25 protein-coding genes are annotated in these 26707 nt (G+C 73.0%); 21 read left to right on the forward strand and 4 right to left on the reverse strand.

The window, feature by feature from the left end; all coding sequences use genetic code 11:
- The 19 genes from R7226_RS21195 to R7226_RS21285 all read left to right on the forward strand — a co-directional run.
- Window positions 1-564: VOC family protein (locus R7226_RS21195; RefSeq protein ID WP_318599311.1), on the forward strand; the 564-nt coding region annotated here is incomplete at its 5' end.
- Window positions 561-1301 carry an SDR family NAD(P)-dependent oxidoreductase gene (locus R7226_RS21200; protein WP_318599312.1) on the forward strand — a complete coding sequence of 247 codons (741 nt, stop codon included), beginning with the start codon at window positions 561-563 and terminating at the stop codon, window positions 1299-1301. The genes R7226_RS21195 and R7226_RS21200, both read left to right, overlap by 4 nt.
- Window positions 1298-2227 (forward strand): alpha/beta fold hydrolase, encoded by a 930-nt coding sequence (locus tag R7226_RS21205; RefSeq protein WP_318599313.1) that lies wholly within the window; start codon window positions 1298-1300, stop codon window positions 2225-2227. The genes R7226_RS21200 and R7226_RS21205 overlap by 4 nt, the downstream gene beginning before the upstream one ends.
- Window positions 2224-3966, forward strand: a complete 1743-nt coding sequence (locus R7226_RS21210; RefSeq protein WP_318599314.1) for a thiamine pyrophosphate-binding protein — start codon at window positions 2224-2226, stop codon at window positions 3964-3966. Before R7226_RS21205 ends, R7226_RS21210 begins: the two co-directional genes overlap by 4 nt.
- 18 nt (window positions 3967-3984) lie before the next feature.
- On the forward strand, window positions 3985-5505 hold the full coding sequence (locus tag R7226_RS21215; protein ID WP_318599315.1) for an aldehyde dehydrogenase family protein: 1521 nt from the start codon (window positions 3985-3987) through the stop codon (window positions 5503-5505).
- 30 nt (window positions 5506-5535) lie between these two features.
- On the forward strand, window positions 5536-6405 hold the full coding sequence (locus R7226_RS21220; RefSeq protein ID WP_318599316.1) for a polysaccharide deacetylase family protein: 870 nt from the start codon (window positions 5536-5538) through the stop codon (window positions 6403-6405).
- 75 nt (window positions 6406-6480) lie between these two features.
- Window positions 6481-7788 (forward strand): Rieske 2Fe-2S domain-containing protein, encoded by a 1308-nt coding sequence (locus tag R7226_RS21225; protein ID WP_318599317.1) that lies wholly within the window; start codon window positions 6481-6483, stop codon window positions 7786-7788.
- Window positions 7785-8327 (forward strand): aromatic-ring-hydroxylating dioxygenase subunit beta, encoded by a 543-nt coding sequence (locus tag R7226_RS21230; RefSeq protein ID WP_318599318.1) that lies wholly within the window; start codon window positions 7785-7787, stop codon window positions 8325-8327. The genes R7226_RS21225 and R7226_RS21230 overlap by 4 nt, the downstream gene beginning before the upstream one ends.
- Window positions 8324-8518 carry a ferredoxin gene (locus R7226_RS21235; protein ID WP_318599319.1) on the forward strand — a complete coding sequence of 65 codons (195 nt, stop codon included), beginning with the start codon at window positions 8324-8326 and terminating at the stop codon, window positions 8516-8518. The genes R7226_RS21230 and R7226_RS21235 overlap by 4 nt, the downstream gene beginning before the upstream one ends.
- A 7-nt stretch (window positions 8519-8525) precedes the next feature.
- Window positions 8526-9638 (forward strand): type 2 isopentenyl-diphosphate Delta-isomerase, encoded by a 1113-nt coding sequence (gene fni / locus R7226_RS21240; RefSeq protein ID WP_318599320.1) that lies wholly within the window; start codon window positions 8526-8528, stop codon window positions 9636-9638.
- Window positions 9635-10105, forward strand: a complete 471-nt coding sequence (locus tag R7226_RS21245; RefSeq protein ID WP_318599321.1) for a hypothetical protein — start codon at window positions 9635-9637, stop codon at window positions 10103-10105. Before fni ends, R7226_RS21245 begins: the two co-directional genes overlap by 4 nt.
- Window positions 10102-10674, forward strand: a complete 573-nt coding sequence (locus R7226_RS21250) for a UbiX family flavin prenyltransferase (protein ID WP_318599322.1) — start codon at window positions 10102-10104, stop codon at window positions 10672-10674. The genes R7226_RS21245 and R7226_RS21250 overlap by 4 nt, the downstream gene beginning before the upstream one ends.
- A gap of 153 nt (window positions 10675-10827) precedes the next feature.
- Window positions 10828-11652 carry an ABC transporter ATP-binding protein gene (locus tag R7226_RS21255; protein ID WP_318599323.1) on the forward strand — a complete coding sequence of 275 codons (825 nt, stop codon included), beginning with the start codon at window positions 10828-10830 and terminating at the stop codon, window positions 11650-11652.
- The gene (locus R7226_RS21260) at window positions 11649-12452 is read left to right on the forward strand and encodes an ABC transporter permease (protein WP_318599324.1); all 804 of its coding nucleotides are present in this window, start codon (window positions 11649-11651) and stop codon (window positions 12450-12452) included. The genes R7226_RS21255 and R7226_RS21260 overlap by 4 nt, the downstream gene beginning before the upstream one ends.
- Complete coding sequence (locus R7226_RS21265; RefSeq protein WP_318599325.1) at window positions 12452-13312, forward strand: ABC transporter permease; 861 nt, start codon at window positions 12452-12454, stop codon at window positions 13310-13312. Before R7226_RS21260 ends, R7226_RS21265 begins: the two co-directional genes overlap by 1 nt.
- Before the next feature lie 40 nt (window positions 13313-13352).
- Entirely contained in the window at window positions 13353-14450 is a 1098-nt protein-coding gene (locus R7226_RS21270; RefSeq protein WP_318599326.1) for an ABC transporter substrate-binding protein, read from the forward strand.
- A gap of 5 nt (window positions 14451-14455) precedes the next feature.
- Window positions 14456-16147 carry a CocE/NonD family hydrolase gene (locus R7226_RS21275; RefSeq protein WP_318599327.1) on the forward strand — a complete coding sequence of 564 codons (1692 nt, stop codon included), beginning with the start codon at window positions 14456-14458 and terminating at the stop codon, window positions 16145-16147.
- Window positions 16144-17532, forward strand: coding sequence for an MFS transporter (locus tag R7226_RS21280; protein ID WP_318599328.1), 1389 nt, complete (start codon window positions 16144-16146; stop codon window positions 17530-17532). Before R7226_RS21275 ends, R7226_RS21280 begins: the two co-directional genes overlap by 4 nt.
- A gap of 22 nt (window positions 17533-17554) precedes the next feature.
- Window positions 17555-18928: an aldehyde dehydrogenase family protein gene (locus R7226_RS21285; protein WP_318599329.1), complete on the forward strand. Its 1374-nt coding sequence runs from the start codon at window positions 17555-17557 to the stop codon at window positions 18926-18928.
- Window positions 18929-18934: 6 nt separating this feature from the next.
- On the opposite strand, the gene R7226_RS21290 is transcribed toward R7226_RS21285, so the two are convergent.
- The 3 genes from R7226_RS21290 to R7226_RS21300 are packed head-to-tail and all read right to left on the reverse strand — an operon-like array spanning window position 18935 to window position 21212.
- The gene (locus R7226_RS21290) at window positions 18935-19579 is read right to left on the reverse strand and encodes a hypothetical protein (protein ID WP_318599330.1); all 645 of its coding nucleotides are present in this window, start codon (window positions 19577-19579) and stop codon (window positions 18935-18937) included.
- Between the two features lie 11 nt (window positions 19580-19590).
- Window positions 19591-20532 carry a carbohydrate kinase family protein gene (locus tag R7226_RS21295; RefSeq protein WP_318599331.1) on the reverse strand — a complete coding sequence of 314 codons (942 nt, stop codon included), beginning with the start codon at window positions 20530-20532 and terminating at the stop codon, window positions 19591-19593.
- Entirely contained in the window at window positions 20529-21212 is a 684-nt protein-coding gene (locus R7226_RS21300) for a class II aldolase/adducin family protein (RefSeq protein ID WP_318599332.1), read from the reverse strand. Before R7226_RS21300 ends, R7226_RS21295 begins: the two co-directional genes overlap by 4 nt.
- A gap of 68 nt (window positions 21213-21280) precedes the next feature.
- Between R7226_RS21300 and R7226_RS21305 the strand changes: the two genes are divergently transcribed.
- On the forward strand, window positions 21281-21898 hold the full coding sequence (locus tag R7226_RS21305) for a TetR/AcrR family transcriptional regulator (RefSeq protein WP_318599333.1): 618 nt from the start codon (window positions 21281-21283) through the stop codon (window positions 21896-21898).
- Between the two features lie 54 nt (window positions 21899-21952).
- On the forward strand, window positions 21953-24550 hold the full coding sequence (locus R7226_RS21310; RefSeq protein WP_318599334.1) for a S8 family serine peptidase: 2598 nt from the start codon (window positions 21953-21955) through the stop codon (window positions 24548-24550).
- A gap of 19 nt (window positions 24551-24569) precedes the next feature.
- Here R7226_RS21310 and R7226_RS21315 read toward each other — a convergent pair whose 3' ends face one another.
- On the reverse strand, window positions 24570-26651 hold the full coding sequence (locus tag R7226_RS21315) for a HAMP domain-containing methyl-accepting chemotaxis protein (protein ID WP_318599335.1): 2082 nt from the start codon (window positions 26649-26651) through the stop codon (window positions 24570-24572).
- Window positions 26652-26707 lie beyond the last annotated feature (56 nt).

Here is a 26707-nt window from a genome sequence, read left to right on the forward strand (position 1 = left end):
GGCGGCCTCGCCTTCGCCGAGCCGGCCGGCTGCCCGCTCGTCGTCGAGCCGGCCGCCGCCCACGCCGTCGAGCCGCCCGCGGCCGGCCGGCTCGGCCCGCGCCGGCTCGGCCACGTCAACCTCAAGAGCGACGCGCCGCTGCGCACCGCCGCCTTCTTCCGCGATGTGCTGGGCTTCAAGCTGTCCGAGCAGATCGGCGACAACCTGCTGTTCCTGCGGATCGGCGCCGAGCACCACAACCTCGGCATCCGGCCGGGGGAGCGGGGCATGCTCCACCACCTCGGCTGCGAGCTGCCCGGCTGGCACTCCTACCAGCCGATCCTCGACCGGCTCGCCGCGCAGGAGTGGAAGGTCGAGTACGGACCGGGCCGCCACGTCCCGGGCCGCAACCTCTTCACGTACGTCGTCGACCCGTCGTCGGGGCTGCGCGTCGAGCTGTTCGCCGACATGGCGCAGATCGCCGACGAGAGCTCGCACGTGCCGGTTCGCTGGGAGCCGGGCGACCGCATGACGAAGACGATCAACACGTGGGGCCCGACCCCGCCGGCCAGCTTCCTCGCGTGAGCGCGCTCGACGGCCGCACCCTGCTCGTCGTCGGCGGTGCCTCCGGGATCGGCCTCGCGGCCGCCCGTCTGGCGGCCGCCCGCGGCGCGAACGTCGTCGTCGCCGACGTCGACCCGGCCGGCGCTGAGACGGTCGCCGCGCTGCCCGGCGAGATCGGCTTCGTGCACGCCGACGCGACCGACCCGGCCGGCCCCGAGGCGGCCGTCGCGGAGCTGCTCGCCCGCCACGGCCGGCTCGACGCGCTGCTGGCGACCGTCGGCGGCGCCGTGCTCGGCGACGCGGCCGAGCTGGACCCGGCGACGTGGGAGCGCGAGCTGTCGTTCAACCTCACCTCGGCCTACCTCTGCTGCCGCGCCGCGACCCCGCAGATGAAGGCGCAGCGCTCCGGCGCGATCGTGCTGACCAGCAGCGGCCAGGCGGTCATGTCGGCCGCCGACCGCGCCGGCTACGCCGCCGCCAAGGCCGGCGTGATCTCCTACACGCGCTCGCTTGCCGGCGCGCTCGCGCCCGACCGCGTGCGCGTCAACTGCATCGCTCCCGGCCCGACCGACACGCCCCGCTTCCGCGCGATGAACGGCGGCGAGGAGGGGGTCGAGCGGGTCCGCCAGATGATGCCGCTCGGCGAGATCCCCAGACCGGAGGACTGCGCCGAGGTCGCGCTCTTCCTGCTGTCCGACGCCGCCCGCCAGGTGACCGGCCAGACCGTCCACGTCAATGGCGGGCTGTTGATGCCATGAGCCTTCGTGCACGCATCGGCCACGAGCCGAGAACCGGCCTCTACTGGGAGCGGCTCGGGCCCGACGACGCCGCCGGACCGCCGCTGCTGCTGATCCACGGCGGCGGCGCGACCGGCGCCTGCTGGCGCGCGACGCCCGACGGGCGCCTCGGCTGGGCCGACCAGCTCGCCGCGCGCGGCCACCGCGTGTGGGTGACCGACTGGCCCGGCACCGGCCGCTCGGGCAACCGTGATGGCCTCCAGATCGCCTACGACGACGTCGTCGCCGGTTACCTCGCGCTGCTGCGCGAGACGATCGGCGAGCCGGTCGTCGTCGTCTGCCACTCGATGGGCGGCGCCGTCACCTGGCAGCTCGTCGAGCACGAGCCCGGCCTCGTCGCCGGCGTGCTCGCCGTCGCCGCCGCCTATCCCGCCAACGTCGGCGCCGTCAACTCGACGGTCGTCTCCGACGACGGCGCGGTCGCGGTCGTCGACTTCGGCGATACCGGCGTGCGGATGACCGTCGACCGCCGCACGATGAACCTCTACGGCGACGGCTACGTCTTCCAGCAGGGGATCGCGACCAGCACCCGCTTCCCGCTGGAGCACGTCGACGCGATGCGCGCCGGCTTCGTCGGGCTGCCGCCGCGGATGCTGCTGCAACGGCTCGGCGTCGAGCCGGGGCTGCCGCGCGTCGAGACGCCGGCCGGCTTCGAGGGCAAGCCGATCCGCCTGCTGACCGCGGGCGAGGATCCCGCCCACACGCGCGCGATCGAGGAGCGCACCGTCGCGCTGCTGCGCGGCTGGGGCGCCGACGTCGAGCTGGTCTGGCTGCCCGATCGCGGCATCGAGGGCAACGGCCACTTCATGTTCTTCGAGCAGAACTCCGACGAGCTGCTGGAGCAGGTCGCCGAGCAGCTCGCCGTCGTCGGGGCGGTGGCGCGATGAGCGTCCGCTACGGCTCCGACGCGATCGTCTCGCACCTGATCGAGGCGGGCATCGAGCAGGTCGCCTTCAACCCCGGCGCCAGCTTCCGCGGCATCCACGACTCGCTCGTGCACACGCCCGGCGCGCCGGAGATCTCGCTCTGCATGCACGAGATGGTCGCCGTCTCGATCGCGCAGGGCTACGCGAAGGCGGCCGGGAAGCCGATGGCGGCGCTGCTGCACAACGTCGTCGGCCTGCAGAACGCCTCGATGGCGATCTACAACGCCTGGTGCGACCGCGTCCCGCTGCTGCTGCTCGGCGGCACCGGGCCGAAGTCGAAGGCCAACCGGCGGCCGTGGATCGACTGGATCCACACCGCCTCCGTGCAGGCGAACATCGTGCGCGACTTCGTCAAGTGGGACGACGAGCCGCACGACATCGCGTCGGTCGCGGAGTCGTTCGCGCGCGGGATCACCGCGACGCGCTCGCTGCCGGCCGGCCCCGTCTACCTCTGCTACGACGTCGACCTGCAGGAGGATCCGCTCCCGCAGGACTACGTCGAGCAGTCGATCGCGCAGTACGCGGTGCCGAGCGCGCCGGCGCCGGCGCCGGACGACGTGGTGTGGCTCCTGAAGCACCTGCGCGCGGCCGAGCGGCCCGTGATCCTCGCCGGCTACGTCGGCGAGGCGCCGGAGCAGTTCGCGGCGCTGACGGCGCTGGCCGAGGCGCTCGGCGCGCCGGTGATCGACACCGGGGTGCGCCACGCCTTCCCGAGCGGCCACCCGCTCAGCGGCGCCGGCGTTCCCGGCCTGCTGGAGCAGGCCGACGTCGTGCTGGCGCTCGACGTCGAGGAGCTGCATGGCCCGCTCGGCGCGCGCCTCGACGCGGCGAGCCCCGCCGCGGGCGGCTCAGGCGCCGTCGCCGCCGCGCCGCTGACGCTGCTCAACGTCACGCTCTCGACGCTGAAGCTGCGTGCCTGGGCGCACGACTACCAGCCGCTGGCTCCCGCCGAACGGCAGATCACCGCGAGCGCCGACCACGTCGTCGCGGCGCTGCTGGAGCAGCTGCGCGCGGCGCCGCTCGACCCCGCCGCCGTCGCCGCGCGCACCGCGAGCGTCGCCGAGCGGATCGCGACCGCGCGGGCAGCGTGGAGCGCGTCAGCCCGCAACGCCACCGCCGACGGCGTCGTCCCGCTGGAGCGGCTGATCCACGAGCTCGGCAGCGCGCTGAGCGGCGAGCGGTTCGTGCTCGGTGGCGGCACCAACGGCAGACTGGAGCAGCGCCAGTGGGCGCTCGACCGGCCGCGCCAGTATGCCGGCTGGGCCTCCGGCGGCGGCCTCGGCTACGGCGTCAGCGGCGCGCTCGGCGTCGCGCTCGCGCAGCAGCCGGATCCGGGGACGATCACCGTCGACCTGCAGGCCGACGGCGATCTGCTGTTCCTGCCCTCGGCGCTGTGGACCGCGGTCCACAAGCAGCTGCCGGTGCTGATCGTCGTCAACGACAACCGCCAGTACGGCAACACCGTCGAGCACGCCGGCAAGATCGGCCGCCATCGCGGCCACGGCGACGAGCGCCGCTACGCCGGCGCCGGGCTCGCCGACCCGCCGGTCGACCTCGCCGCGATGGCGCGCTCGTTCGGGATGTGGTCGGCCGGGCCGATCGCCGACCCCGAGACGCTCGCGCAGGCGCTGGAGGAGGCCGTCGCGGTCGTCCGCTCCGGCCGCCCGGCGCTGCTCGACGTGCTGACCCCCGGCTTCTGACCCAGTGAGAGGACATCGATGACCGACACGCTCGTCCAGGACCCGATCGCGACGTACGTCGGCGGGCGCGACTTCAAGATGCTGATCGGCGAGCAGCTCGTCGACGCGCAGGACGGCGCGAGCACCGACGTGCTCGACCCCTCGACGGGCGAGAAGCTGACGACCGTCCCGACCGGCGGCGCCGCCGACATGGAGCGCGCGATCGCCGCCGCCAGAGCGGCTCAGCCGGAGTGGGAGCGGATCGGCGTCGCCGGCCGCAGCGCCTGCTTCGCCCGCTTCGACGCGCTGATCTCCGAGCATCGCGAGGAGCTGGCGATGCTCGACGCGATCGACTGCGGCAACCCGGTCAAGGCGATGCGGGTCGACGTCGACCTCTGCCACGCCTACCTGAGAGGGTGGCCGGCGATCGCCGCCGCGCAGACCGGCGACGTGATCCCCGCCAGCCCCGGCAACCTCCACTACACCGCGCATCGCCCCTACGGCGTCGTCGGTCGCATCACGGCGTTCAACCACCCGCTGATGTTCGCCGTCACGCGGCCGCTGCCGTCGCTGATCGCCGGCAACACGCTCGTGATGAAGCCCTCGCCGGACACGTCGCTCTCGACGCTGGCGCTGGCCGAGCTGTTCGCCGAGGCGTTCCCGCCCGGCGTCGTCAACATCGTCACCGGCGGCGGCGCGGCCGGCGACGCGCTCGTCACCCACCGCGACGTCAAGCGGATCGCCTTCACCGGCTCGGTGCAGACCGGCCTGCTGATCCAGCGGCGTGCCGCCGAGTCCGGCATGGTCAAGCACCTGTCGCTGGAGCTGGGCGGCAAGAACGCGATGATCGTCTTCCCCGACGTCGACGTCGACGAGGCGGTCGAGGGCGCGATCTACGGGATGAACCTCGACGTCTGCCAGGGGCAGTCGTGCGGCTCCAACTCGCGCGTGCTCGTCCACCGCAAGATCCACGACGAGTTCGTCGCGAAGATGGCCGACCGCCTCTCCGGCTACGTCGTCGGCGTCGCCTACGACGAGGCGACCGACGTCGGCCCGCTCGTGACGCCGGCCCACCACCAGCGCGTCGCCGGCTTCGTCGAGTCGGGCGTCGACGAAGGCGCTGAGCTGGTCTTCGGCGGCGACCGGCCCGCCGGCGCGCCGGCCGGCGGCAACTTCATCACCCCCGCGCTGTTCGCCGGCGTGCGGCCGGAGATGAAGATCGGTCACGAGGAGATCTTCGGCCCGGTCATCTCGACCTTCCAGTGGGACGACTACGACGCGATGATCGAGATGGCCAACTCGACCGACCTCGGCCTGACGGCGTCGGTCTGGACGCGCGACCTCGACGTCGCGCACAAGACGGCCGAGCGCCTCGACGCCGGCTACGTCTGGGTCAACGACTCGACGCGCCACTACTTCGGCACGCCCTTTGGCGGCTCCAAGAACAGCGGGATCGGGCGCGAGGAGTCGCCCGACGAGCTGCTCAGCTACCTGGAGCAGAAGGTCGTCCACACCCGTCTCGGCGACCCCAGAGCCGCGCTCGCGCGGATGGTCGCCTAGCCCGACCCAGACCACGACCGGAGCGACCTCATGGACCATCAGTTCTTCGACTACTCGCCGATCGTCCGCCGCTCCGCGCCGCGGCTGCCCGACGGCAAGCGGCTGGCCGTCTGGATCGGGCTCAACGTCGAGCACTACCAGTACGGCCAGCAGGCGCTCAGCCTCGCGCCGTTCACCGCCCAGCTCGTGCCCGACCCGCTCAACTACGGCTGGCGCGACTACGGCGTGCGCGCCGGCATCTGGCGGCTGACGGAGCTGCTCGACCGACACGGCTTCCGCGCCAGCGCGATCACCAACGCGAAGGTCTTCGAGCACTACCCGGAGATCGTCGAGGCGGGCGTCGAACGCGGCTGGGCGTGGGTCGGCCACGGCAACGACAACTCGTCGTGGTGGGTCGGGATGGACCGCGCCGCCGAGACGGCCGCGATCACGGAGATCGTCAAGACCTTCACGAGCGCGACCGGCGCCGCCCCGAGAGGGTGGCTCGGCCCCGCGCTGACGTCGACCGAGAACACGCTCGAGGTGCTCGCCGAGCTGGGCTTCTCCTACAGCCTCGACTGGGCCAACGACGACCAGCCCTACCCGTTCACGACCGAGACCGGCCGGCTCGCGGCGCTGCCGTACAGCAGCGAGGTCAACGACATCCCGGCGTTCGTGCTCCACCACCACACCGGCGAGCAGTTCGCGCAGTCGGTGATCGACCAGTTCGACGTGCTCTACGAGGAGGGCGCGGGCGACCTGCGCGTGATGGGGATCGGGATCCACCCGTTCCTCGTCGGCCAGCCGTTCCGCGCCAAGCACTTCGCGCGGGCGCTGGAGCACATCGCCGGTCACGACGACGTCTGGCTGGCGACCAGCGACGAGATCGCCGACTGGTACCTCGGCGCGACGGCGCGATAGCGGCGCGATTCCCTTGGCCGGATGCGGTGACAACTGTATACTGTCGCCCGACTCAAGTGTGACTGGAGGCAGACGTTGACGGACGCGACGCTCGAGAAGCTGCACGACCGCCTGAAGGCGACCGTGCGCCCGGAGGAGGGGGCGATTCCCCTCTTCGTCTACTCCGACCCGGACGTGTACCGGCTGGAGCTGGAGCGCCTCTTCGGCAGAGTGTGGCTGTTCGTCGCGCACGAGTCGGAGCTGGCGGAGGAGGGCGCCTTCGTCGTGCGCCAGATGGGCGAGCAGTCGGTGATCGTCGCGCGCGGCGACGACGGCGTGATCCGCGTCTTCCTCAACGCCTGCCGTCATCGCGGCATGAGACTGACGAGCGAGGACTGCGGCGTCGCCTCGATGTGGCGCTGCCCGTACCACGGCTTCACGTTCGCCAATTACGGGAACTTCATGGGCACGCCGTTCGAGCGCGCCGCCTACCCGCCCAACGGCCTCGACCGCGAGCGGCTGAGACTGATCGAGGCGCGCTGCGACAGCTACGCGGGGATGATCTTCGCGACCTGGGACAAGCAGGGGCCGTCGCTCGGCGACTTCCTCGGCGACCTGCGCTGGTACCTCGACATCTTCGCCGGCCGCGCCGAGATGGAGCTGGTCGGGGAGGCGCAGCGCTGGGTGATCCCGTCGTCGTGGAAGCTGCCGTCGGAGAACTTCGCCTCCGACGCCTACCACACGGCCACCGCGCACGCCTTCCTCGCCAGACTGGGCCTCGTCAGAGGGGTCGACTTCGGCAGAGACGGCTACCACGTCGACGCCGGCGGCGGTCACGGCCTCGGGATGGGCGTCCACGACGACAGACCGGGCTCCTGGTTCCCGCCCGAGCTGGAGCCGGAGTACGCCTCCAAGCTCGATCCCGACCAGCTGGCGCTGCTGCACCGGGTCAAGAACTTCCACGGCAACGTCTTCCCGAACATGTCGTTCCTGATCCCCAACTTCATCCCGATCGACGGGAGACTGGTGACGGGGATGATGCTGCGGATGTGGCAGCCGGTCGGGCCCGACAGACTGGTCGCCTGGTCGTGGTTCCTCGTCGAGAAGAACGCGCCGGCCTGGTGGAAGGAGAAGGGCCGGAGAATGTACACCCAGACCTTCTCCTCCGGCGGCATGTTCGACCAGGACGACACGGAGAACTGGGAGGCGCAGACCGAGGTCGCCAACGCCTCGCTGACCCGTCCCGACGAGGTCATGCTCGACTACACGATGGGGCTCGACGCGACCCCGCTGAGCGACTTCCCCGGCCCCGGCACCGTCTACGACGGCAAGTTCAGCGAGTCGGCCGCGCGCACCTTCTACCGCACCTGGCTCGACCTGCTGACGAAGGAGGATGCGAGATGAGCACGGGCTCGATCTGGATCCTGCCGGCCGAGGCGATCTCGCCGGCGGCGCGCCTGGCGGCCGAGGACTTCCTCGTCGCCGAGGCCGCGCTGCTCGACGACCGTATGTTCGACGAGTGGCTCGCGCTGTTCACCGACGACCTCGAGTACATCGTCCCGGTCCGCACGATCCGCCGCCGCGGCAACGGCTCCGACGTCGACTGGGAGAGTCGCCACTACGACGACGACAAGGCGTCGATGTCGCTGCGCGTGCGGCGCCTGACCGAGACCGACGTCGCCTGGGCTGAGGACCCGCCGTCGTTCACGCGCCGCGTGATCGGCAACTTCCGCTACACGCCCGGCCCGGGCGAGACCGAGCTGACCGTGAAGACCAACCTGCTGCTGTTCCGCAGCCGCGGCATCAGCGGTCAGCACGACCTGATCGCCGGCGAGCGGACCGACGTGCTGCGGCTCGTCGACGGGCAGCTGAAGATCGCCAAGCGCCACGTCGTGCTCGACCAGGCGACGCTCGGCACGAAGAACCTGGGAGTGTTCCTGTGAGAGTCATCCTCGACCTCGGCAGATGCAACGCCTACGGCAACTGCGTGATCGAGGCGCCCGACGTCTTCGACATCGACGACGCCTCCGGCCTCGCGATCGTGCTCGACGAGAACCCGCCGGAGGAGCGCCGCGCGAAGGTGCTCGCCGCCGCCCGCCTCTGCCCGGTGCTCGCGATCACCGTCGAGGACTGATCGCGCGATGGCCGCGACGCTGCGCCGTTCGACCGCCGAGACGATGCGCCAGCGCAAGGCGGAGCATCTCGAGGTCGCGCTCGACGACGGCGTCGAGACGGTCACCGGGCCCGGCTGGCACGACGTCCACCTCGTCCACGAGGCGCTGCCGGAGGTCGACCTCGACGCCGTCGACCTGCGCACGCCGCTGCTCGGCCACACGCTTGACCTGCCGCTGCTGATCGCCGGCATGACCGGCGGCCACGACGGTGCGACCGTCGTCAACGGCGCGCTCGCGCGCGCCGCCCAGCGCCACGGCCTCGCGATCGGGCTCGGCAGCCAGCGCGCCGCGCTGGTCGACCCGACGCTCGAACCGACCTACGCGGTCGTGCGCGAGCAGGCGCCCGACGCGCTCGTGATCGGCAACATCGGCGCCGTCCAGCTGATCGACCAGGACGACCGCCCGGCACTGACGTTCGCGCAGTTGCGGCGCGTGGTGGAGATGATCGGCGCCGACGCGCTCGCGATCCACCTCAACGTGCTGGAGGAGGCGGTCCAGCCCGAGGGCGACCGCCGCGCGCGCGGCGTCGCGGAGGCGATCGGCGAGCTGAGCGCCACGCTCGGCGTGCCGATCGTGGTGAAGGAGACCGGCGCCGGGATCGCCCGCGGGACGGCCGAGCGGCTGCGCGACCTCGGCGTCGCCGCGCTCGACGTCGGCGGCCTCGGCGGCACCAGCTTCGCGCTCGTCGAGCGCGTGCGGGCGCGCCGCCAGCACGACCTGCGCGGCAGCGCGCTCGGCGACGACGTCGCCGAGTGGGGGATCCCGACGGCCGTCTCGGTCGCCGGCGCGCGCAGCGCCGGCCTGCCGCTGATCGCGACCGGCGGCGTCCGCAGCGGCCTCGACGCCGCGAAGGCGCTGGCGCTCGGCGCGACCGCCGTCGGCGTCGCGCGGCCGCTGCTGCTGGCCGCGCGCGAGGGCGAGGAGGCGATCGACGCGTGGGTGCTGCGCTTCGCGACGACGCTCGCGACCGTGCTGCAGCTGACCGGCTGCACGACGCCGGCGCAGCTCGCGCGCCGCCCGCACGTCGTCACCGGCGTCACGCGCGCGTGGATGGACGACCTCGGCTGGCGCGCGCGATGAGCCGCCCGCTCGACCCGCTCGTTCCGGAGGCGCTGCGAACACTGCTGGCGGCCGATCCCGGCGACGCTGCTGTGGACGGCTTCACACTGCTGCTGCTGACGACACGCGCGGACGGCTGGCCGCATCAGGCGATGCTGTCGGTCGGCGAGGTCGTGTGCGCCCCGGGCGCCGACGACCTCCTGACGCTCGCGGTCTGGCCCGGAGCGACCTCGACGGCCAACCTGCGCGAGCGCGGCCGCGCGACGCTGACTGCCGTCGTCGACGGCGTCGCCTACGCGCTCTTCCTCGCCGTGGAAGCGGCTGGTGACGTCGGGAGACTCGCCCGCTTCGACGCGCGTGTCGTCGCCGCGTCCGCCGACGAGGCGCCGTACGCGCGCCTGGATGGCGGCATCCGCTTCACGCTCACCGACCGCGACGCGACGATCGACCGCTGGCGCGCGACGCGCGAGGAACTGGCCGCCTCATGAGACGGATCGTCGTCGGCATCAGCGGCGCCAGCGGCCCCCACTACGGCGTGCGGATGGTCGAGGTGCTCGCCGAGCACACCGACGTCGAGATCCACCTGATCCTCTCCAAGGGCGCGCGCGCGACGATCGAGTTCGAGATGGAGCGCGATCCCGACGAGCTGCTGAGACTGGCGCACGTCGTCCACGACGAGCGCAACCTCGCCGCCTCGATCGCCAGCGGCACGTTCGTGACGGACGGGATGATCGTCGCGCCGTGCTCGATCAAGACGTTGAGCGCGGTCGCCAGCAGCTTCAACGACAACCTGATCGTGCGCGCGGCCGACGTCTGCCTGAAGGAACGGCGGCCGCTCGTCCTGCTCGTGCGCGAGACGCCGCTGCACCTCGGCCATCTGCGGCTGATGGAGCAGGCGACGCAGGCGGGCGCGGTGGTGCTGCCGCCGGTCACCGCCTTCTACCACCGTCCGCGGACGATCGCGGACCTGATCGACCACACGGTCGTCAAGACGCTCGACCAGTTCGGGATCCATCTCGACCTGATCGACCGCTGGAGCGGACCGCCCGGCGACTGACGCCCCGCGCTGCTCCGTTTGGACAGTCGCGGGCGCCGGATCTTCGCCGCAAGGAGCGGTTCCGGTTGACACGGTGCAGTAGCCTGCATATCGTAATCTGTATACAGTCGGCACGATGGGCCGACGGAAGCGAAGGGTGTTGAGGAGCGAGAGATGAGGGAGGCCGCCACAGTGCAGCACGACCACAGCGCCGTCGCGACGAGGCCGGCGACGGTGGTCGCGACGAACGTCGGCAAGGTCTTCGGCAGCGGCGCCAGCGCCGTGAGAGCGCTCGAAGACGTCTCGTTCGACGTCCCGCAGGGCAGCTTCGTCTCGATCCTCGGCCCCTCGGGCTGCGGCAAGTCGACGCTGCTGCGCCTGATCGCCGGCCTGCAGCCGATCACCAGCGGCGAGATCGCCGTCAACGACCACACGCCGGACGAGATGCGCAAGGCGCGCGAGTTCGGCATCGTCTTCCAGCAGCCGATCCTGTTCGACTGGCGCACCGTCGAGCAGAACGTCGCGCTGCCGCTGCAGCTGATCGGCACCTCGAAGGAGGAGCGCAAGCGCCGCGTCGGGGAGATGATCGAACTGGTCGGCCTCGGCGACTTCCGCAGACACCGCCCGTGGCAGCTCTCCGGCGGCATGCAGCAGCGCGTCGCGATCGCCCGCGCGCTCGCCTTCGGCCCGCGCTTCCTGATGATGGACGAGCCGTTCGGCGCGCTCGACATGATGACGCGCGAGAGAATGCAGACGGAGCTGCTGCGGATCTGGTCCAGCCGTCCGGGCACGACGATCGTCTTCATCACGCACTCGATCTCCGAGGCCGTGCTGCTGTCGGACCGGATCGTCGTGATGAGCGCCCGCCCCGGCCGCGTCATGAGAGTGATCGACGTCGACCTCGAGCGCCCGCGCACCGACGAGGTGCGCAAGGACGAGCGCTTCATCGAGATCGAGACCGAGATCCGCGACCTGATCTTCTCGCAGGAGCACGCGTGATCGACTCGGGCTACAACCGCACGCGCGAGGCGATGATCACCGCCGCGATCGTGATCGGCGTGTTCGCGGTCTGGTATCTCGCTGCCGGCATCGTCGCCGCCGGCGACGACCCGCTGGCGAACGCGAAGCTGCCCTACCCGCACGTGATCGTCGAGCGCTTCTTCGACGACTTCTCCAGCGTCATGTCGGCCGCCTGGACGAGCCTCTCGACCGCGCTGCTCGGCTTCGCGCTCGGCACCGCCGTCGGCGTCGTGCTGAGCGTCCTGATGGTGCAGGCGGCGTGGATCGAGTCGGCGCTGATGCCGTACCTGCTCGCCGCGCAGATGGTCCCGATGATCGCGCTCGTGCCGATCTCCCAGACCGTCTTCAAGAACGACACCGCCACGCGCCTCTTCATCTCGGCCTTCATCACGCTGTTCTCGGTCACCGTCGCCGTCGTGCGCGGCCTCAAGGCGGCGCCGCCGCCGGCGCGCGAGCTGATGAAGTCCTACAACGCCGGCCGCCTGCGGACGCTGCGCTACCTCGACCTTCCCGCCGCGATGCCGATGCTGTTCAGCGGCCTGCGCGTCGCGGCGCCGCTGTCGCTCGTCGGCTCGGTGCTCGTCGACCTGATGGGCGGCTCGCAGGGCCTCGGCTACCTGATGCTCGCGGCGCAGACCTTCGGGCCGGCGCAGGCGACGCTCGTCTGGGTCGCGATGTTCGTGCTGCTGGCGCTCGGCTTCCTGCTCGCGCAGGCGGTCGTGTTCGCGGAGAAGATCCTCGCGCCGTGGCAGCCCGCGATGCGACAGGGGAGCCACTGATGTCCGCCGTCGTCCCGCCGCCCGCCGACCCGGCCGCCGCGATCGCCACGCCGGCGACCCGGCCCGGCGGCAGGCTGTTCAGGCTCAGAGCCAACCACGTGCGCGCGGTGCTGGCGCCGCTGGTCCTCTTCGTGCTCGTGATCTGGCTCTGGCAGAGCGAGTTCTTCCACAACCTCTTCGGCCTGGAGACCTTCGCGGTCCCGCTGCCCGACAGAATCGTCGAGGCGTTCGGCGACGACTCCAGACGACTGCGGGAGGCGTTCGGCGAGACCTTCGCGCCGGCGATGATCGGCTTCGTCGGCGGCAACCTGCTCGGCTTCGGCCTCGCGCTGTGCCTGATGGCGCTGCCGCCCGGCCTCGGCCGGCGCGGCAGCGCGCTCGGCGCCGCCGTCGCGGCACTGCCGATCATGGCTGTGGCGCCGATCGTCGCGCTCTGGATCGAGAGCGAGCTGTGGTTCAAATCGGTGACGGTGATCATCATCGTCTTCCCGTCGATGCTCGTCTATGCCTACCGGGGCATGACGGGCGTCGATCCGACGGCGCTCGAGCTGATGCACTCCTATCGAGCGTCGCAATGGCAGGTCCTCCGTGAGCTGCGGCTGCCGCATGCAATCCCGCAGATCTTCACGGCGTTGAAGTACACGACGGTGCTGATGCTCGTAGCCGCCGTCATCTGCGAGATCCTCCGCGCCCACAACGGCCTCGGTTACGAGATCCACGATTCGCTCGTCTCCTTCGGGACGGCACGCGCGTGGGCCGCCGTGGTGCTGCTCGGTCTCACCGGCATCGTCATGTACGTGCTGCTGCTCCTCGTGGAGCGGTTCGGCTTCCCCTGGGCGCTGCGGCAGGAACAGTCGTGAGCGCCCGACACCGAAACCAGGAGGTATAGGCGTGCGAAGCATGCGTTGGCTGGTCGCCCCGTTCGCGATCGCCGCCCTTGCCGTCGCCGGCTGCGGAAGCAGCGACGACGACAGCGGCGACGAGAGCGCCTCGACGGGCTCCTCGACCACCGCGTCGACCACCGCGGAGACGGCGTCCGCGCCGGTCTGCAGAGGCGACGACATCCGCTTCCAGCTGTCGTTCTTCCCGAACGCGCAGCACACCGGCTTCCTCGTCGCCGACAGCCGCGGCTTCTACAGAGACGCGGGCGTCAACGTCAAGACGATCCCGGGCGGCCCGACCGTCAACCCGTCGCTGCAGCTCGCGCAGGGCAACGTCGACATGGCGATGATGGACTTCACCGAGGCGATCAACGCGGCCGCCAACGGCGCCGAGATCACCTGGGTCGGCCAGACCTACCAGTCCGACCCGCTGCGCTACGTCTCGATCAACAGAGACTTCCCGCTGGCCGGTCCGGAGGCGCTGAGAGGCGCGGTCGTCGGCACGCAGCAGGTCGGTGAGCTGGAGCCGGAGCTGCGCGGCATGCTGACGGACGCCGGGCTCTCGATCGACGACGTCAGAATCGAGTCGATCGACCCGAGCATCGAGACGCTGCTCAACAGACGCATCGACGTGCTGCCGCTGCAGACGTTCTTCCACATCTCGCAGCTGCAGGAGGCCGGCTACAGAATCCCCGGCGACATCGACGTGCTCGACCCGAACGAGCTGGGCGTCGGCGTGGCTGCCAACGGCGTCGCCGTCAACAACGCCTTCTACGCGGAGCACAGAGACGCGGTCGCCTGCTTCCTGGCCGGCGCGCTGAGAGGCTGGGAGACGGCGATCGAGGACCCGAGAGGGGTCCAGAGAGACGTCGAGGGCGCGCAGGAGGCCGGCCTCGCCTCGCCCGAGGCGACGGCGATCAACATCGAGCAGACGATCGACCTCGTGACCAGAAGAGCGGATGGCGGCACGTCCGAGCCGCTCGAGCTCGACATGACGTACCTCGACGAGTCGCAGAGACGGCTGCTGGAGGCGAGAGTGATCGAGGAGTCGGTCGACCTCGGCGAGTTGATCGACCCGGAGCCGCTCGCGCGCGCCAAGGCGGCCGCGGGCTCCTGAGCAGCATGTCGCACGGCACCGTCGCCGTCACCGTCGAGCGCGACGTCGCGTGCGTCGCGCGCGACGGGACGGTGCTGCGCTCGAACGTCTACCGCCCCGCTGACGCGGGGCGGTACCCCGTTCTGCTCGGCCGCACGCCCTACGGGAAGGAGACGTGGGGCCGCTGGATCGAGCCGGAGCGGACCGCCGCCGAGGGCTGGATCGTCGTGATCAACGACATGCGCGGCGGCTTCGCCTCCGACGGCGAGTTCCGCCCTTTCTTCCACGACGCCGACGACGGCTACGACGTCGTCGAGTGGTGCGGATCGCAGCCGTGGAGCAACGGCCGCGTCGGCATGTTCGGCTCCTCCGCGCCCGGCTTCATGCAGCTGCTGGCGGCCGCCGCGAGACCGCCGTCGCTGGTCGCGATCGCGCCGATGCAGACGTGGACGAGCTTCGGTCGCGGCTGCGTCTACGACCCCGGCGGCGCCTTCATGCTCTACACCGCCCAGTGGGCGCTGATGCTGGAGGGGATGGATCCGGCTCGGCGGCTCGACGCGTCGGCGCCCGGCTACCTCGAACGGCTTCGCGCCGTGCAGCAGGCGCAGTGGGCGCCGGGAGAGTGGCTCGGCGCGCCGTCCCTGCGCGACCACGCTCACCTCGCGCGGCCGTACGCCGATTTCTTCCACGCGTGGCTCGACCATCCCGACCACGACGACTTCTGGGCGCCGCTCGACCTCGACCGCCAGTTCGAGCGGATCGACGTGCCGGCGCTCCACCTCGTCGGCCTGTTCGACAAGTTCCGGCTCGGCTCGACGCGCAACTACCGCGCGTTGCGCGAGCGGGCCGCGAGCGCGCGGGCGCGCGAGGGGCAGCGGCTCGTGATCGGGCCGTGGACGCACGGGATCCCAGTGCGGGCCGAGGCGAGCGAGCGCTTCTTCGGTCCTGAGACCCACGTCGACGTGCGTGCGCTGGTGCTGCGCTGGTACGAGCGGTGGCTGAGAGGCGACGGCGACGCGTTCGACGACGCGCCGCCCGTGAGGGTGTGGGTCCAGGGCGCCGAGCGCTGGCGCGAGGCGGCCGACTGGCCGCTGCCGGGCACCCGCACGACCGCGCTGCATCTGCGCGCCGGCGGGCGCCTGAGCTTTGACGAGCCGGGCGAGGGGGAGGGGGCGGATCGCTTTGTCCATGACCCGCTCGTGCCGGCGCCGACGACGCCCGACCCGCGTCAGACGCGCTCCGAGGGTCCGCTCGACGTGCGCGCGATCTCCGCCCGCGACGACGTGCTGCACTACGAGACGGCGCCTTTGGACACAGATCTGGAGGCGATCGGCGAGATCTCGGTCCGGCTGTTCGCGGCGACCAGCGCGCGCGACGCCGACTGGGTCGTGACGCTGCTCGACATCGCCCCCGACGGCCGCGCCGAGCGCGTCACCGAGGGGATGCTGCGGGCGCGCTATCGCGACGGCCACGCGGCCTCTGCGCTCGTCGAGCCCGGCACGGTGGTCGAGTACGAGATCGTCCTGCGGCCGAGCGCGGTCCGCTTCGCCGCCGGGCACCGGATCGGCCTCGACATCGCCGGCGCCAGCTTCCCGCAGTACGACCGCAACGTCGGTCGCGGGATCGCGTTCGACGTGGAGCTGGAGGACGCGGTGCAGACGCAGACGGTCTTCCACGACGCCGGGCGTCCGTCGGCGCTGCTGCTGCCGCTGGTGTGAGCGCGGAACCGCTCGGCCTGCGGCCTCGGGTTCCGTCCGGCTGGCGGGTCGTCGCGAGCCTGGTGCTGGCGGCACTGGCGTACGCGACGATGCAGATGATGGTGGTGCCGGCGCTGCCGGAGATCCAGCGCGACCTCGGCGTCGACGCGGGCGCGACGGCGTGGCTGGTGTCGGCCTTCCTGCTCAGCACGACGATCGCGACGCCGGTGCTGGGACGGCTCGGCGACGTCCACGGCAAGGAGCGCGTGCTGGTGCTCGTGCTCGCCGTCGTCGCGCTCGGCAGCCTCGTCGGCGCGCTCGCCGGCTCGCTGCCGGTGCTGATCGTCGCGCGCGTGCTGCAGGGGCTCGGCGGCGCCGTCTTCCCACTCGCGTATGGGCTGGCGCGCGATGCGCTGCCGCGCGAGCGGGTGCCGTTGGCGATCGGCCTGATCGCCGGCTCGTTCGGGGTCGGCGGCAGCGTCGGGCTGGTGCTGTGCGGGCCGCTGGTCGAGCTGTTCTCGTGGCACGCGATCTTCTGGTGCGGGATCGCGATCCCGCTGGCGGCGATCGCCGGCGTGCGCGCGTTCGTGCCGTCCTCGCCGCGGCGCGAGCCGGTGCCGCTCGACTGGGTCGGCGCGGTCGGGCTGGCGGCGGCGCTGCTGCCGCTGCTGATCGGCGTCGCGCAGGCGCGCACGTGGGGCGCCCTGTCCGCGCCGGTGCTGGCGCTGGTGCTCGGCGGCTGCGCGGGCGTGGTCGCGTGGGGACGCTGGGAGCTGTCGCGCGCGGCACCGCTGATCGACCTGCGGCTGATGGCGCGGCGCTCGATCTGGCCGGTCAACGCGGTCGCGGTGCTGGTCGGCTTCAGCATGTACGCGACCGGCTACCTGGTGCCGCAGTTCGTCCAGGGCGACCCGGCGGCCGACGGCTTCGGCTTCGGCGCGGGGGTGACCGAGACCGGCCTGTTCCTGCTGCCGGCGCTGCTGGCGGGCCTGCTGGCCGGCGCGGCCGCCGGCGCGCTCGGCGGGCGAATCGGCTCGAAGCTGCCGCTGCGGCTGGGGATCGCGACGATGCTCTGCGGCTACGTGGTGCTGGCGTTCGCGCACGAGGTCGCGTGGCCGGTCTACGTCGGCACGCTGCTGGCGCACGGGATCGGCCTCAACCTCGCCTACACGGCGATGTCGAACCTGATCGTCGCGGCCGCGCCGGCCGAGCAGGTCGGTGAGTCCTCGGGCATGAACACGATGCTGCGGACGGTCGGCGGGGCACTCGGCAGCCAGCTCGCGGGGGCGCTGGTGGCCGGCGGCGAAAGCTCCGCCTTCACGACGGCGTTCCTGCTGCTGGGAGCCGTGTCGGCTGCGGCGCTGCTGCTGTCGCGGCTGGTGGTGGCCGATCGTGTGGCGCGATAGGGTAATTGTATACTGTATATCTATGTCCACCACCGCTCCTCACGTCACCAGCGTCGACCCCGCGACCGGCGCCGAGCTGGCGCGCCATCCGCTGCACGACGACGCCGCGCTCGACGCGGCGCTGACGCGCGCCCACGACGCCCAGCGCGCCTGGCGCACCGCCTCCTTCGAGCGCCGCGCCGAGGTGCTCGTGGCGATCGCCGCCGAGCTGCGCGCCGAGCAGGAGCGGATGGCCGAGCTGATCACCGCGGAGATGGGCAAGACGCTGCGCGAGGCGCGCGCCGAGGTCGAGAAGAGCGCCTGGGTCTGCGAGTACTACGCCGCCGAGGGCGCGTCCCAGCTCGCGCCCGAGACGGTCGACACCGGCGGCGCGCGCGAGACCTACGTGCAGTTCCCGCCGCTCGGCGTCGTGCTCGCGGTGATGCCGTGGAACTACCCGGTCTGGCAGGTGATGCGGGCGGCCGCGCCGGCGCTGATGGCCGGCAACACGGTCGTGCTCAAGCACGCCTCCAACGTGACCGGCAGCGCGCTGCTGCTGGGCGAGGTGGTCGGCCGCGTCGAGCGCTCGCTGCTGGAGACGATCGTCGTGCCCGGCCGCGCGGTCGCCGCGGTGATCGCCGATGACCGCATCGCCGCGGTGACGCTGACCGGTTCCGAGGCGGCCGGCGTCTCGGTCGCGCAGGCGTGCGCGACGGCGCTGAAGCCGTCGGTGCTGGAGCTGGGCGGCAGCGACCCGTTCATCGTGCTCGGCGACGCCGACGTCGAGGCGGCGGCGCGGGAGGCGGTCAAGGCGCGCTTCTCCAACACCGGCCAGAGCTGCGTCGCGGCGAAGCGCTTCATCGTCGTGGCGTCGATCGCGGAGGCGTTCGAGGAGGCGTTCGCGGCGGCCGCCGGCGCGCTCGTGATGGGCGCTCCGCGGGAGGAGGTCGACCTCGGTCCGATGGCGCGCGTCGACCTGCGCGACGAGCTGGCCGACCAGGTCGCCCGCGGCGTCGCCGCCGGCGGCCGCGTGCTGACCGGCGGGAGCGTGCCCGACGGCCCCGGCGCCTTCTACCCGCCGACGGTCGTCGGCGCCGTCGCGCCCGACAGCCCGCTCGCGCGGGAGGAGACCTTCGGCCCGGCGGCCGCGGTCCTGCGTGTGCCCGACGAGGCGGCCGCGATCGCGCTCGCGAACGCCTCGCCGTACGGTCTCAGCTCGTCGCTGTGGACCCAGGACCGTGAGCGCGCGAAGGCGCTCGCCGCCTCGATCGAGGCCGGCGCCGTCTTCGTCAACGCGATGACCGCCTCCGATCCGCGGATGCCGTTCGGCGGCGTCAAGCGCTCCGGCTGGGGCCGCGAGCTGGGCGCCTTCGGCATCCGCGAGTTCGTCAACGTGCAGGCGATCACGGTGGCGTGAAGGCCCTCAGCAGGGCACAAGGCCCAGCGAGCCGCCGGTCTCGCCCGATATGTCGGGGAACCAGCGGGTGCAGACTCTGCTCGGCCCGCTGTCGCCGCCGTCCCCGCCGCCGCCTCTGCTCGGCGGGGGAGCGGGCGTCGGCGTGCGGACGGAGATCCGGCGCGTCTCGGTCGCCTTCAGCCTGCCGGCGCTGACGTCAACGCGCAGGTCGGTGGTGCGGGCAGCCCGCTCGCCGAGTCTCACGCGCACGGTCGCCGTGCCGCCGCGCTTGCTCGCGTCACCGCTCGCGGTCACCTCGGTCGGGCTGGCGAAGCGCAGCCAGCGGGCGCTGGTCTCGTCGGTGAGCGAGCTGAAGCCGGCCGCCGGGGCGCCGTCGCAGCCGGTCGCGGTGCGTCTGGCGACCAGCACGGTGACGAAGGCGCCGCCGTCGCGCGGCGCGCCGCGCAGCTCGATCGCGGTCACCAGCTCGCCCGCTCCGCGGTCGTAGCCGACGCCCGCCGCGAGCAGGTCACGGCCCGCCTCAGGAGCGCCCGAGTCGCCGCCCGGATCTCTGCCGAAGGCGACGAAGCCGGCCTGCGCGGCGGTCGGCACGAGCGCGAGGGCGCAGAGCGCCGCGAGCAGCCAGAGGGCGGGACGGCACGACGACGGCATCGGTCACGACCCTAGCGCCCAGGCGGCGGCCAGTTGGCCGGGACCGCGTCGGCTGTCTCGAGGTCGTAGACGCCGTGGTCGGAGCCGAGCCCGCCGGCGACGATCCCGGCGACCGCGCAGCCCAGCCGCGCCGCCTCCTCGCGGCTGCGTCCCAACCCCAGCCCGCGCAGGAAGCCGGCCGAGAAGGCGTCGCCGCAGCCGGTCGTGTCGACGACCTCGACGGTGGTCGCTGGCACGGCGAGCGTCCCGTCGGCGTTGACGAGCAGCGCGCCGTCGCCGCCGCGCGTCGCCGCGACGCAGCCGACGCCGCGCTCGACCAGCGCGCGGCATCCCGCCTCGAGGTCGTCGGCGCCGGTGAAGCCCAGCACCTGCTCGTCGTTGGGGAGGAAGTAGTCGAGCTGCGGCAGCGCGCCGGCGATCCACTCCAGCACGCCCACGTCGCCGGGCGCGAGCACGTCGGCCGAGGTCGTGATGCCGCGCTCCTTCGCGCGCGCGAGGATCTCCGCCGCCTTCTCGCCGCCGAGGAACTCGGGCCCGCCGAGGTGGACGTGGGTGACGCCGTCGAGCAGCGCGTCCGTCACGTCCTCCGGCGTGTAGGTCGCGTTCGCGCCGACGACGTGGAAGGCCGGCCGCGAGCCGTCGGGGCGGATCGGCAGCACGCTCGCGGAGGTCTGCGCCTCGTCGCGGCGCAGCAGGTGCGTCGTGTCGACGCCGTCGCGCGCGAGCAGCGCCAGCAGCGCGTCGCCGAGGGCGTCGGTGCCAATCGCGCCGGCGCTGCGGACCGTCGCGCCGAGCCGGCTGAGGACGAGCGCCGTGCCGCCCGCCGACCCGGCCGCGGTCATCTTGATCTGCTCGACGAGCGCCCCGCCCTGCCCCGCGGGGATCTCCGTGACGGGGCGGACGAGGACGTCCAGCACGTGGACGCCCATCGCGACGACGATCTGCTCGCTCATCTGCTGCGCTCCTCTTCGGTGATCTTGCGCGGGGCGCCGTAGCCGCGGGCGATCGCGGCTTCGACGACCGCGCGGCGCGCCGCCTCGTCGAGCACGCGCGGCGTGCCGAGCTGCGCCGCCCGCCAGTAGACCGTCGCCGCCCATTCGAGCAGCTCGGTCGCGCGCACGGCGCCCTCGACGTCGGCGCCGAACGCGATCGTGCCGTGGTTGGCCAGCAGCGCCGCGGTCCGCCCCTCCAGCGCCGCGACCGCGGAGGCGGCCAGCTGCGGCGTGCCGAAGGTCGCGTACGGCGCGACGCGGACCGGGCCGCCAAGCAGCAGCATCTCGTAGTGGATGCACGGCAGCTCGTCGAGCACGCAGGCGAGCGCGGTCGCGACCGGCGCGTGCGTGTGGACGACGGCGCCGGCGCCGTGCGCGGCGTAGACGCCGAGGTGGAGGTCGAGCTCGGAGGTGGGGGCGAGCACGCCGGCGAGCGGCCTGCCGTCGTGCGCGGAGACGACGGTCACGTCGGCCGGCGTGACGTCCTCCAGCCGCGCGCCGGTCGGCGTGATCGCGACGGCGTCGCCGCGGCGCGCGCTGACGTTGCCGGCGGTGCCGGCGACGAGGCCGGCGGCGGCGAGGCGACGGGCGGCGTCGGCGACCTCAGCGCGGGCGACGGTGATCTCGGCGGCAAGTTGCATCACAGCTGCGCCGAACGTAACATGAACGCGACTTCATGTTCAAGTCTGAGGCCGAAACTCCCCGCCGCGTGCCCCGTCAGCAGCGCTCGCGCCAGAAGCACGAGCGGATCCTCGACGCCGCCGACGCGCTGCTGGCCGGCGCCGGCGACGGCGCGGCCACCGCCACGGGCGCGGCCGCCGCGACGCTGACGACGACGCGGATCGCCGAGCAGGCCGGCGTCGCCGTCGGCTCCGTCTACTCGTACTTCGCCGACAAGGAGGCGATCGTCGAGGCGATCGCGCTGCGTCACTGGCAGCGCTTCGGCGACCTCGTCGCCGCCTCCGCCGAGGCGGAGGAGCAGGCTCCCTCCGACGACCCGCTGGCGGCGGTCATCGACACGCTCGCCGCCGGCTTCCGCGGCCAGCCGGCCTTCCGCGCGCTCTGGTACAGCGAGCTGCGCACCGAGCGCCTGCGCGAGGCGACGCGGCCGGTGCGCGACGAGGTCGGCGCGTCGCTGCGGCGCGTGCTGAAGGCCCACTGGCCCGGCGCGTCACGGCAGCAGCTCGACACCGCCGCGCGGATGATCGTGCTCGTCGGCGACGGGATCCTGCGCGAGGCCTTCCGCATCGACCCCGACGGCGACCCCACGCTGCTGCGCGAGGGCCGCTCGATGCTGCGGGCCTATGCCGAGCAGACGCTCGGCTGAGCGGCAACGGCTCCGCCTTGCGGTCGCCAGTCCGGTCTGTGATCGTGACGGAATATGGCGCACTGGAGCGGATGTCGTGCCGCGGCACTGACCGCTGCGACGCTTGCCGCGCTCGCGGCCGCCTCACCCGTCACCGCTGAAGCGCGGGAGCAGCGGGTCGGCGGCAGCGCCCCGCCGACCCCGGCCGCCGTCTTCTCGCTGGATCGCGTGATCGTCCAGTGGGCCGCGGGGGCGAGCGCGGCGGAGCGTCGCGCGGCCCGTGCGGATGCCGGCGTCGACCTCGTCGGCGATCTCGGCAGCCGCCGCTTCCAGCTCGTCGAGACCGAGCGGGGACAGACGCCGCGGCAGGCGGTCCGCGAGTTGGAGGCGGACCCGGCTGTCGTCGTCGCCGAGCGCGACGGCTACGACAGGCCCGACGCGCTCCCGAACGACCCGCTGCTCGGCCGCCTCTGGGGGCTGCGCAACAGCGGCCTCGGCGTCGGCGGCTTCTCCGGCGCCGTGGCGGGTGCCGACATCGACGCGAGCAGCGCCTGGGACCGGGTCGTCGGCACCCCGAGCACGGTCGTCGCGGTGATCGACTCCGGCTACCGCTTCGAGCACCCGGACCTGGCCGGCGTCGCCTGGACCAACCCCGGCGAGACGCTCGACGGCGCCGACGACGACGGCAACGGGATCGTCGACGACGTCCACGGCGCCGACTTCGTCGGGGTCGATCCCGGCGCGCCCGTCACCGACGGTGACCCGACCGATGACGATCTGCTCTACGGCGGCCACGGCGTCCACACCGCGGGGACGATCGGCGCGCGGGGGAACGACGGCGTCGGCATCACCGGGGTCGCCCAGGACGTCAGCATCATGCCGCTGCGGGTCTGCTCCGACGACGTCTGTCCGCACTCGGCCGAGGTCGAGGCGATCAACTACGCCGGCGCCGCGGGCGCGCGCGTGGCGAACATCTCACTCGGCGGCCCGGTCGAGAACGCCGCGATCGCCAACGCGATCGCGGCCAATCCGCAGACGCTGTTCGTGATCTCGGCCGGCAACGACGGCAGAGACAACGAGGCGGTGCCGCACTACCCCTGCAACGTCGCCCCGCTCGCCGGCGGCAGAAGCGCCGTCGACAACGTGATCTGCGTCGCCGCGACCGACCAGGCCGACCGGCTGGCCGGCTTCTCGAACTGGGGGACGACATCGGTCGACCTCGGCGCGCCGGGGACGGAGATCCTCAGCACCTTCCCCGTCCGCCAGCTGATCGACGAGGACTTCGAGGTCGACGACTTCGCGCTCGAATGGAGCGACAGCGGGGCTGACGGCGGCTTCGCCCGCACCGACGAGCCGCCGCTGACCTCCTTCGGGATCAGCGACTCGCCCGGCGCCGTCCCGGCGCGCGGCGCGATCCGGGCCTCGACCTCCGCGCCGTTCACGATGCCTGCCGGGTACGGCGAGTGCGCGCTGGAGCAGACCCGCTCGCTCGCGCTCGGCGGGGGCGGCTTCTGGTACGAGGTCCGCCTCGACGGGGAGCCGGTGCTGGGCACCTCGGGGAGATCCTCCGGGCGCTTCTCGCTCTCGCTCGCCGACGCGCTGAGCGGAGGCGGCGAGGTCGAGCTGTACTTCCGCTACACGGCCGGCCCCGCGCCCGGCCCCGGTGACGGCGTCTGGATCGACGACGTCGGACTGACCTGCACGGCGCCGGTCGGCGAGGCAGCCGGCTACGCCTTCCTCGACGGCACCTCGATGGCGACCCCGCACGTGACCGGCGCCGCCGCGCTGCTGTTCTCGCTGCGGCCGACCGCCAGCGTGACCGACGTGCGGCGAGGGCTGCTCGGCAGCGTCGATCGCCTTCCCACGCTGGCGGGCAGAACGACCTCCGGCGGCCGCCTCGACGCCGCCGCGGCGGTCGACCTCTTCGACGCCGTCCCGCCGCCGGCACCGACGCTCGGCGTCACCAGCCCGCCGTCGCCCGCCGCGAACACCGCGCCGCGGTTGATCGGCTCGGCCCAGCGCGGGACGAGCGTCGACGTCTACGCCAACGCGACCTGCGCCGGCGCGCCGGTCGCCGGCGGCACCGCCGCCCAGCTCGCGGGGCCGGGGATCGCCGTCACGGTCGGGAAGGGCACCGTCAGCCAGTTCTCCGTGCGCGCGACCGACCTGGTGCCGCGCGCCTCCGACTGCTCGGCGCCGATCTCCTACACGGAGAGCAGCGAGGTCGCGCCGCCGCCACCGCCACCGCCGCCGAGAGGTCCCGACCCGCTCCCGCCGGGCGGGATCGTCCCGCCCGATCCCGGCCCCGGTCCTCGACCGGGTCCAGGTCCCGTCGCGACCGCGCCCGCCCTCTCCAGGTTGCAGCAGACCAACGCGCGCTGGCGCACCCGCGCCGTCCGTCGCAGGCCGCGCCTGCCCGTCGGCACGACCTTCCGCTACCGGCTCGACCGGGCGGCGAGCGTGCGGTTGGAGTTCACGCAGATCGTCTCCGGTCGCCGCGCCGGCAGGGGCACGCTGACCGTCGCGGGCAGAGCCGGCGCCAACGCGTACGCCTTCCGCGGCCGTCTCGGCCGCCGCACGCTCGCGCCGGGGCGCTACCGGCTGCTCGTCACCGCGCTCGCCGACGGCAGGCGGTCGGCGTCAGCGGCGATCACGTTCACGATCGTCCGCTGAGCTGCCGACCGCCAGCCGACTACAACCGGAACTGCCCGACGAGCCGCTGCAGCTCGTCGGCGGTCTTCGCCAGCTCCTGGGCGGACGCGGCGATCTCCTGCGTCGAGGCGCTCGTCTGCTGCGTCGAGGCGGAGACCTGCTCGGTCGATGCCGATGACTGCTCGGCGACCGTGATCACGTCGGCCATGCTCGACTGCATCCGCGTCGCGCGCGTCGAGATGTCCCCGACGGCGCCGGCGATCTCGCCGACGCGCTCGGTCATCCCCTCGACCGCCGCGGCGATCTCCAGGAACGACGCGCGCGCCTGCTCGACGGTCGTCGCGCCGGCCTCGGTCTGCCGCGCGCCGGTCTCGACGACCGCCACCGCCCGACCGGTCTCGCGCTGGATCTCGTCGATCAGCGTCGAGATCGAGCGGGCCGCCTGCTGCGACTCCTCCGCGAGCTTGCGGACCTCCTCGGCGACGACCGCGAAGCCGCGCCCCTGCTCGCCGGCGCGCGCCGCCTCGATCGCGGCGTTCAACGCGAGCAGGTTCGTCTGCTCGGCGATCCCAGTGATGGTGTCGACGATGCCGCCGATCTCGCCCGACTTCTCACCGAGCGTGCGGATCGTCTCGGTCACGTCGGCCGAGGAGGAGCGGACGGAGTCCATCGCCGTCGTCGCCTCCGCGACCGTCTCCGCGCCCTGCTCGGCGACGGCGCGCGCCTGCTCGGCGACGCGCGCGGCCTCCTCGGCGCTGTCGGTCGAGCTGCCGGTCGCGGCGACCACGTCGTCGGTCAGGCGACGGGCCTCGCCGACGGTCCGCACCTGCCGCTCGGCGCCGGCGGCGACCTCGCCGACGGCCGCCGCGATCTCGCCGATCGCGCGGCCGGTCTCCTCCGACGTCGTCGCCATCTGCTGCGAGGCGGCCGCGACCGCCTGCGTCTCCTGCGCGATCCGGCCGAGCATCGCCGCGACCTTCGCGCGCATCTCGTCGTAGCCCGCGACCGACGCGTCCAGCCGCGCGAGCATGTCGTTGAAGATCTCGCCGAGGCGCCCCAGCTCGCGGCCCTCCGGCGCCGCTATCGGCTGCGTCGTCGTCGCGGCCGCGACCGTCAGGTCGCCCGCGGCGACCGCGGCCAGCGCCCGCTCCAGGCCGGCGAGGTCGTGGTCGCTCAGCAGCGCCATCCGCTCTACGAGCGCATCGAGGCTGGAGTCGTCGCCGAGCGCCTCGCGCAGCGTGCCGCCCATCTCGGCGAAGGCGTGGCCGAGCGCGTCTCTGTCGGACTTCGGCCGCACGTCGACGGCGAGGTCGCCGGCGGCGATCGCGCGCGCGGCGGCCGCACTCTGCTCCAGGTAGGCGACCATCTCCTGGAAGGCGTCGGCCGTCTCGCCGAGCTCGTCGCGCGATCTGATCTCGACCGTCTGCGCGACGTCGCCGAGCGCGATCCCGCGCGCCGCGTCGCGCAGCTGACGGACGCCGCCGGCGATCCCGCGCGAGAGCCACAGCGCGAGGCCGATCGCGATCAGCGCGACGGCGCCGAGCAGCGCCAGCACGATCACGCGCGTCTGCTCGACCGAGTCGCTGGAGCGTCTGACCTCGCCGTTGGCGAGCGTCTGCTGGTGTCTGAGCACCGGCTGCGTCGCCTCGCGCACCGCCGCGGAGGCAGCGACCGTCTGCGGCCCGGCGAGCGTCGCGTTGACCGCCGCGCTGTCGCCGGCGGCGAGCTGCGCGGCCAGCGGTCTCGTCGCCGCGAGGTAGGCCTGGAAGGCCTCGCCGAGTCTGGCGGCGTTGGCCTTGTCTCTCTCGTCGCTGCCTTCGGTCGCGCCGGTGTGGAGGATCCCGGTGATCATCCCGGCGCTCTCCTCGATTCTTCTCGTCAGCTCGGTGCGCGCCTGCCCGGGCGGGGTCGCCGCGAGCGTCAGCTGGTCCTCGCGGAAGTCCTTCAGCATGCCGTCGAGCCCGTAGACGATCACGAGCGTCTCGAGCCGCTCGCCGCCGATCTCCTTGGTCACCTCGTCGACCTCTGCGAGGCGCGAGATCGCGACGGCGCCGACCACCCCCATCAGCGCCACGAGCGCCAGGAAGGCGCCGAGCAGCTTGGTCCGTACGTTGAACTTCACCGAGTTCCCTTTCGCTGGTGTTCTGCCACGTACGATCGGCAGCAACGCGGGAAGCT

The sequence above is a fragment of the Conexibacter stalactiti genome, assembly GCF_033542075.1.
Taxonomy (GTDB): domain Bacteria; phylum Actinomycetota; class Thermoleophilia; order Solirubrobacterales; family Solirubrobacteraceae; genus Conexibacter; species Conexibacter stalactiti.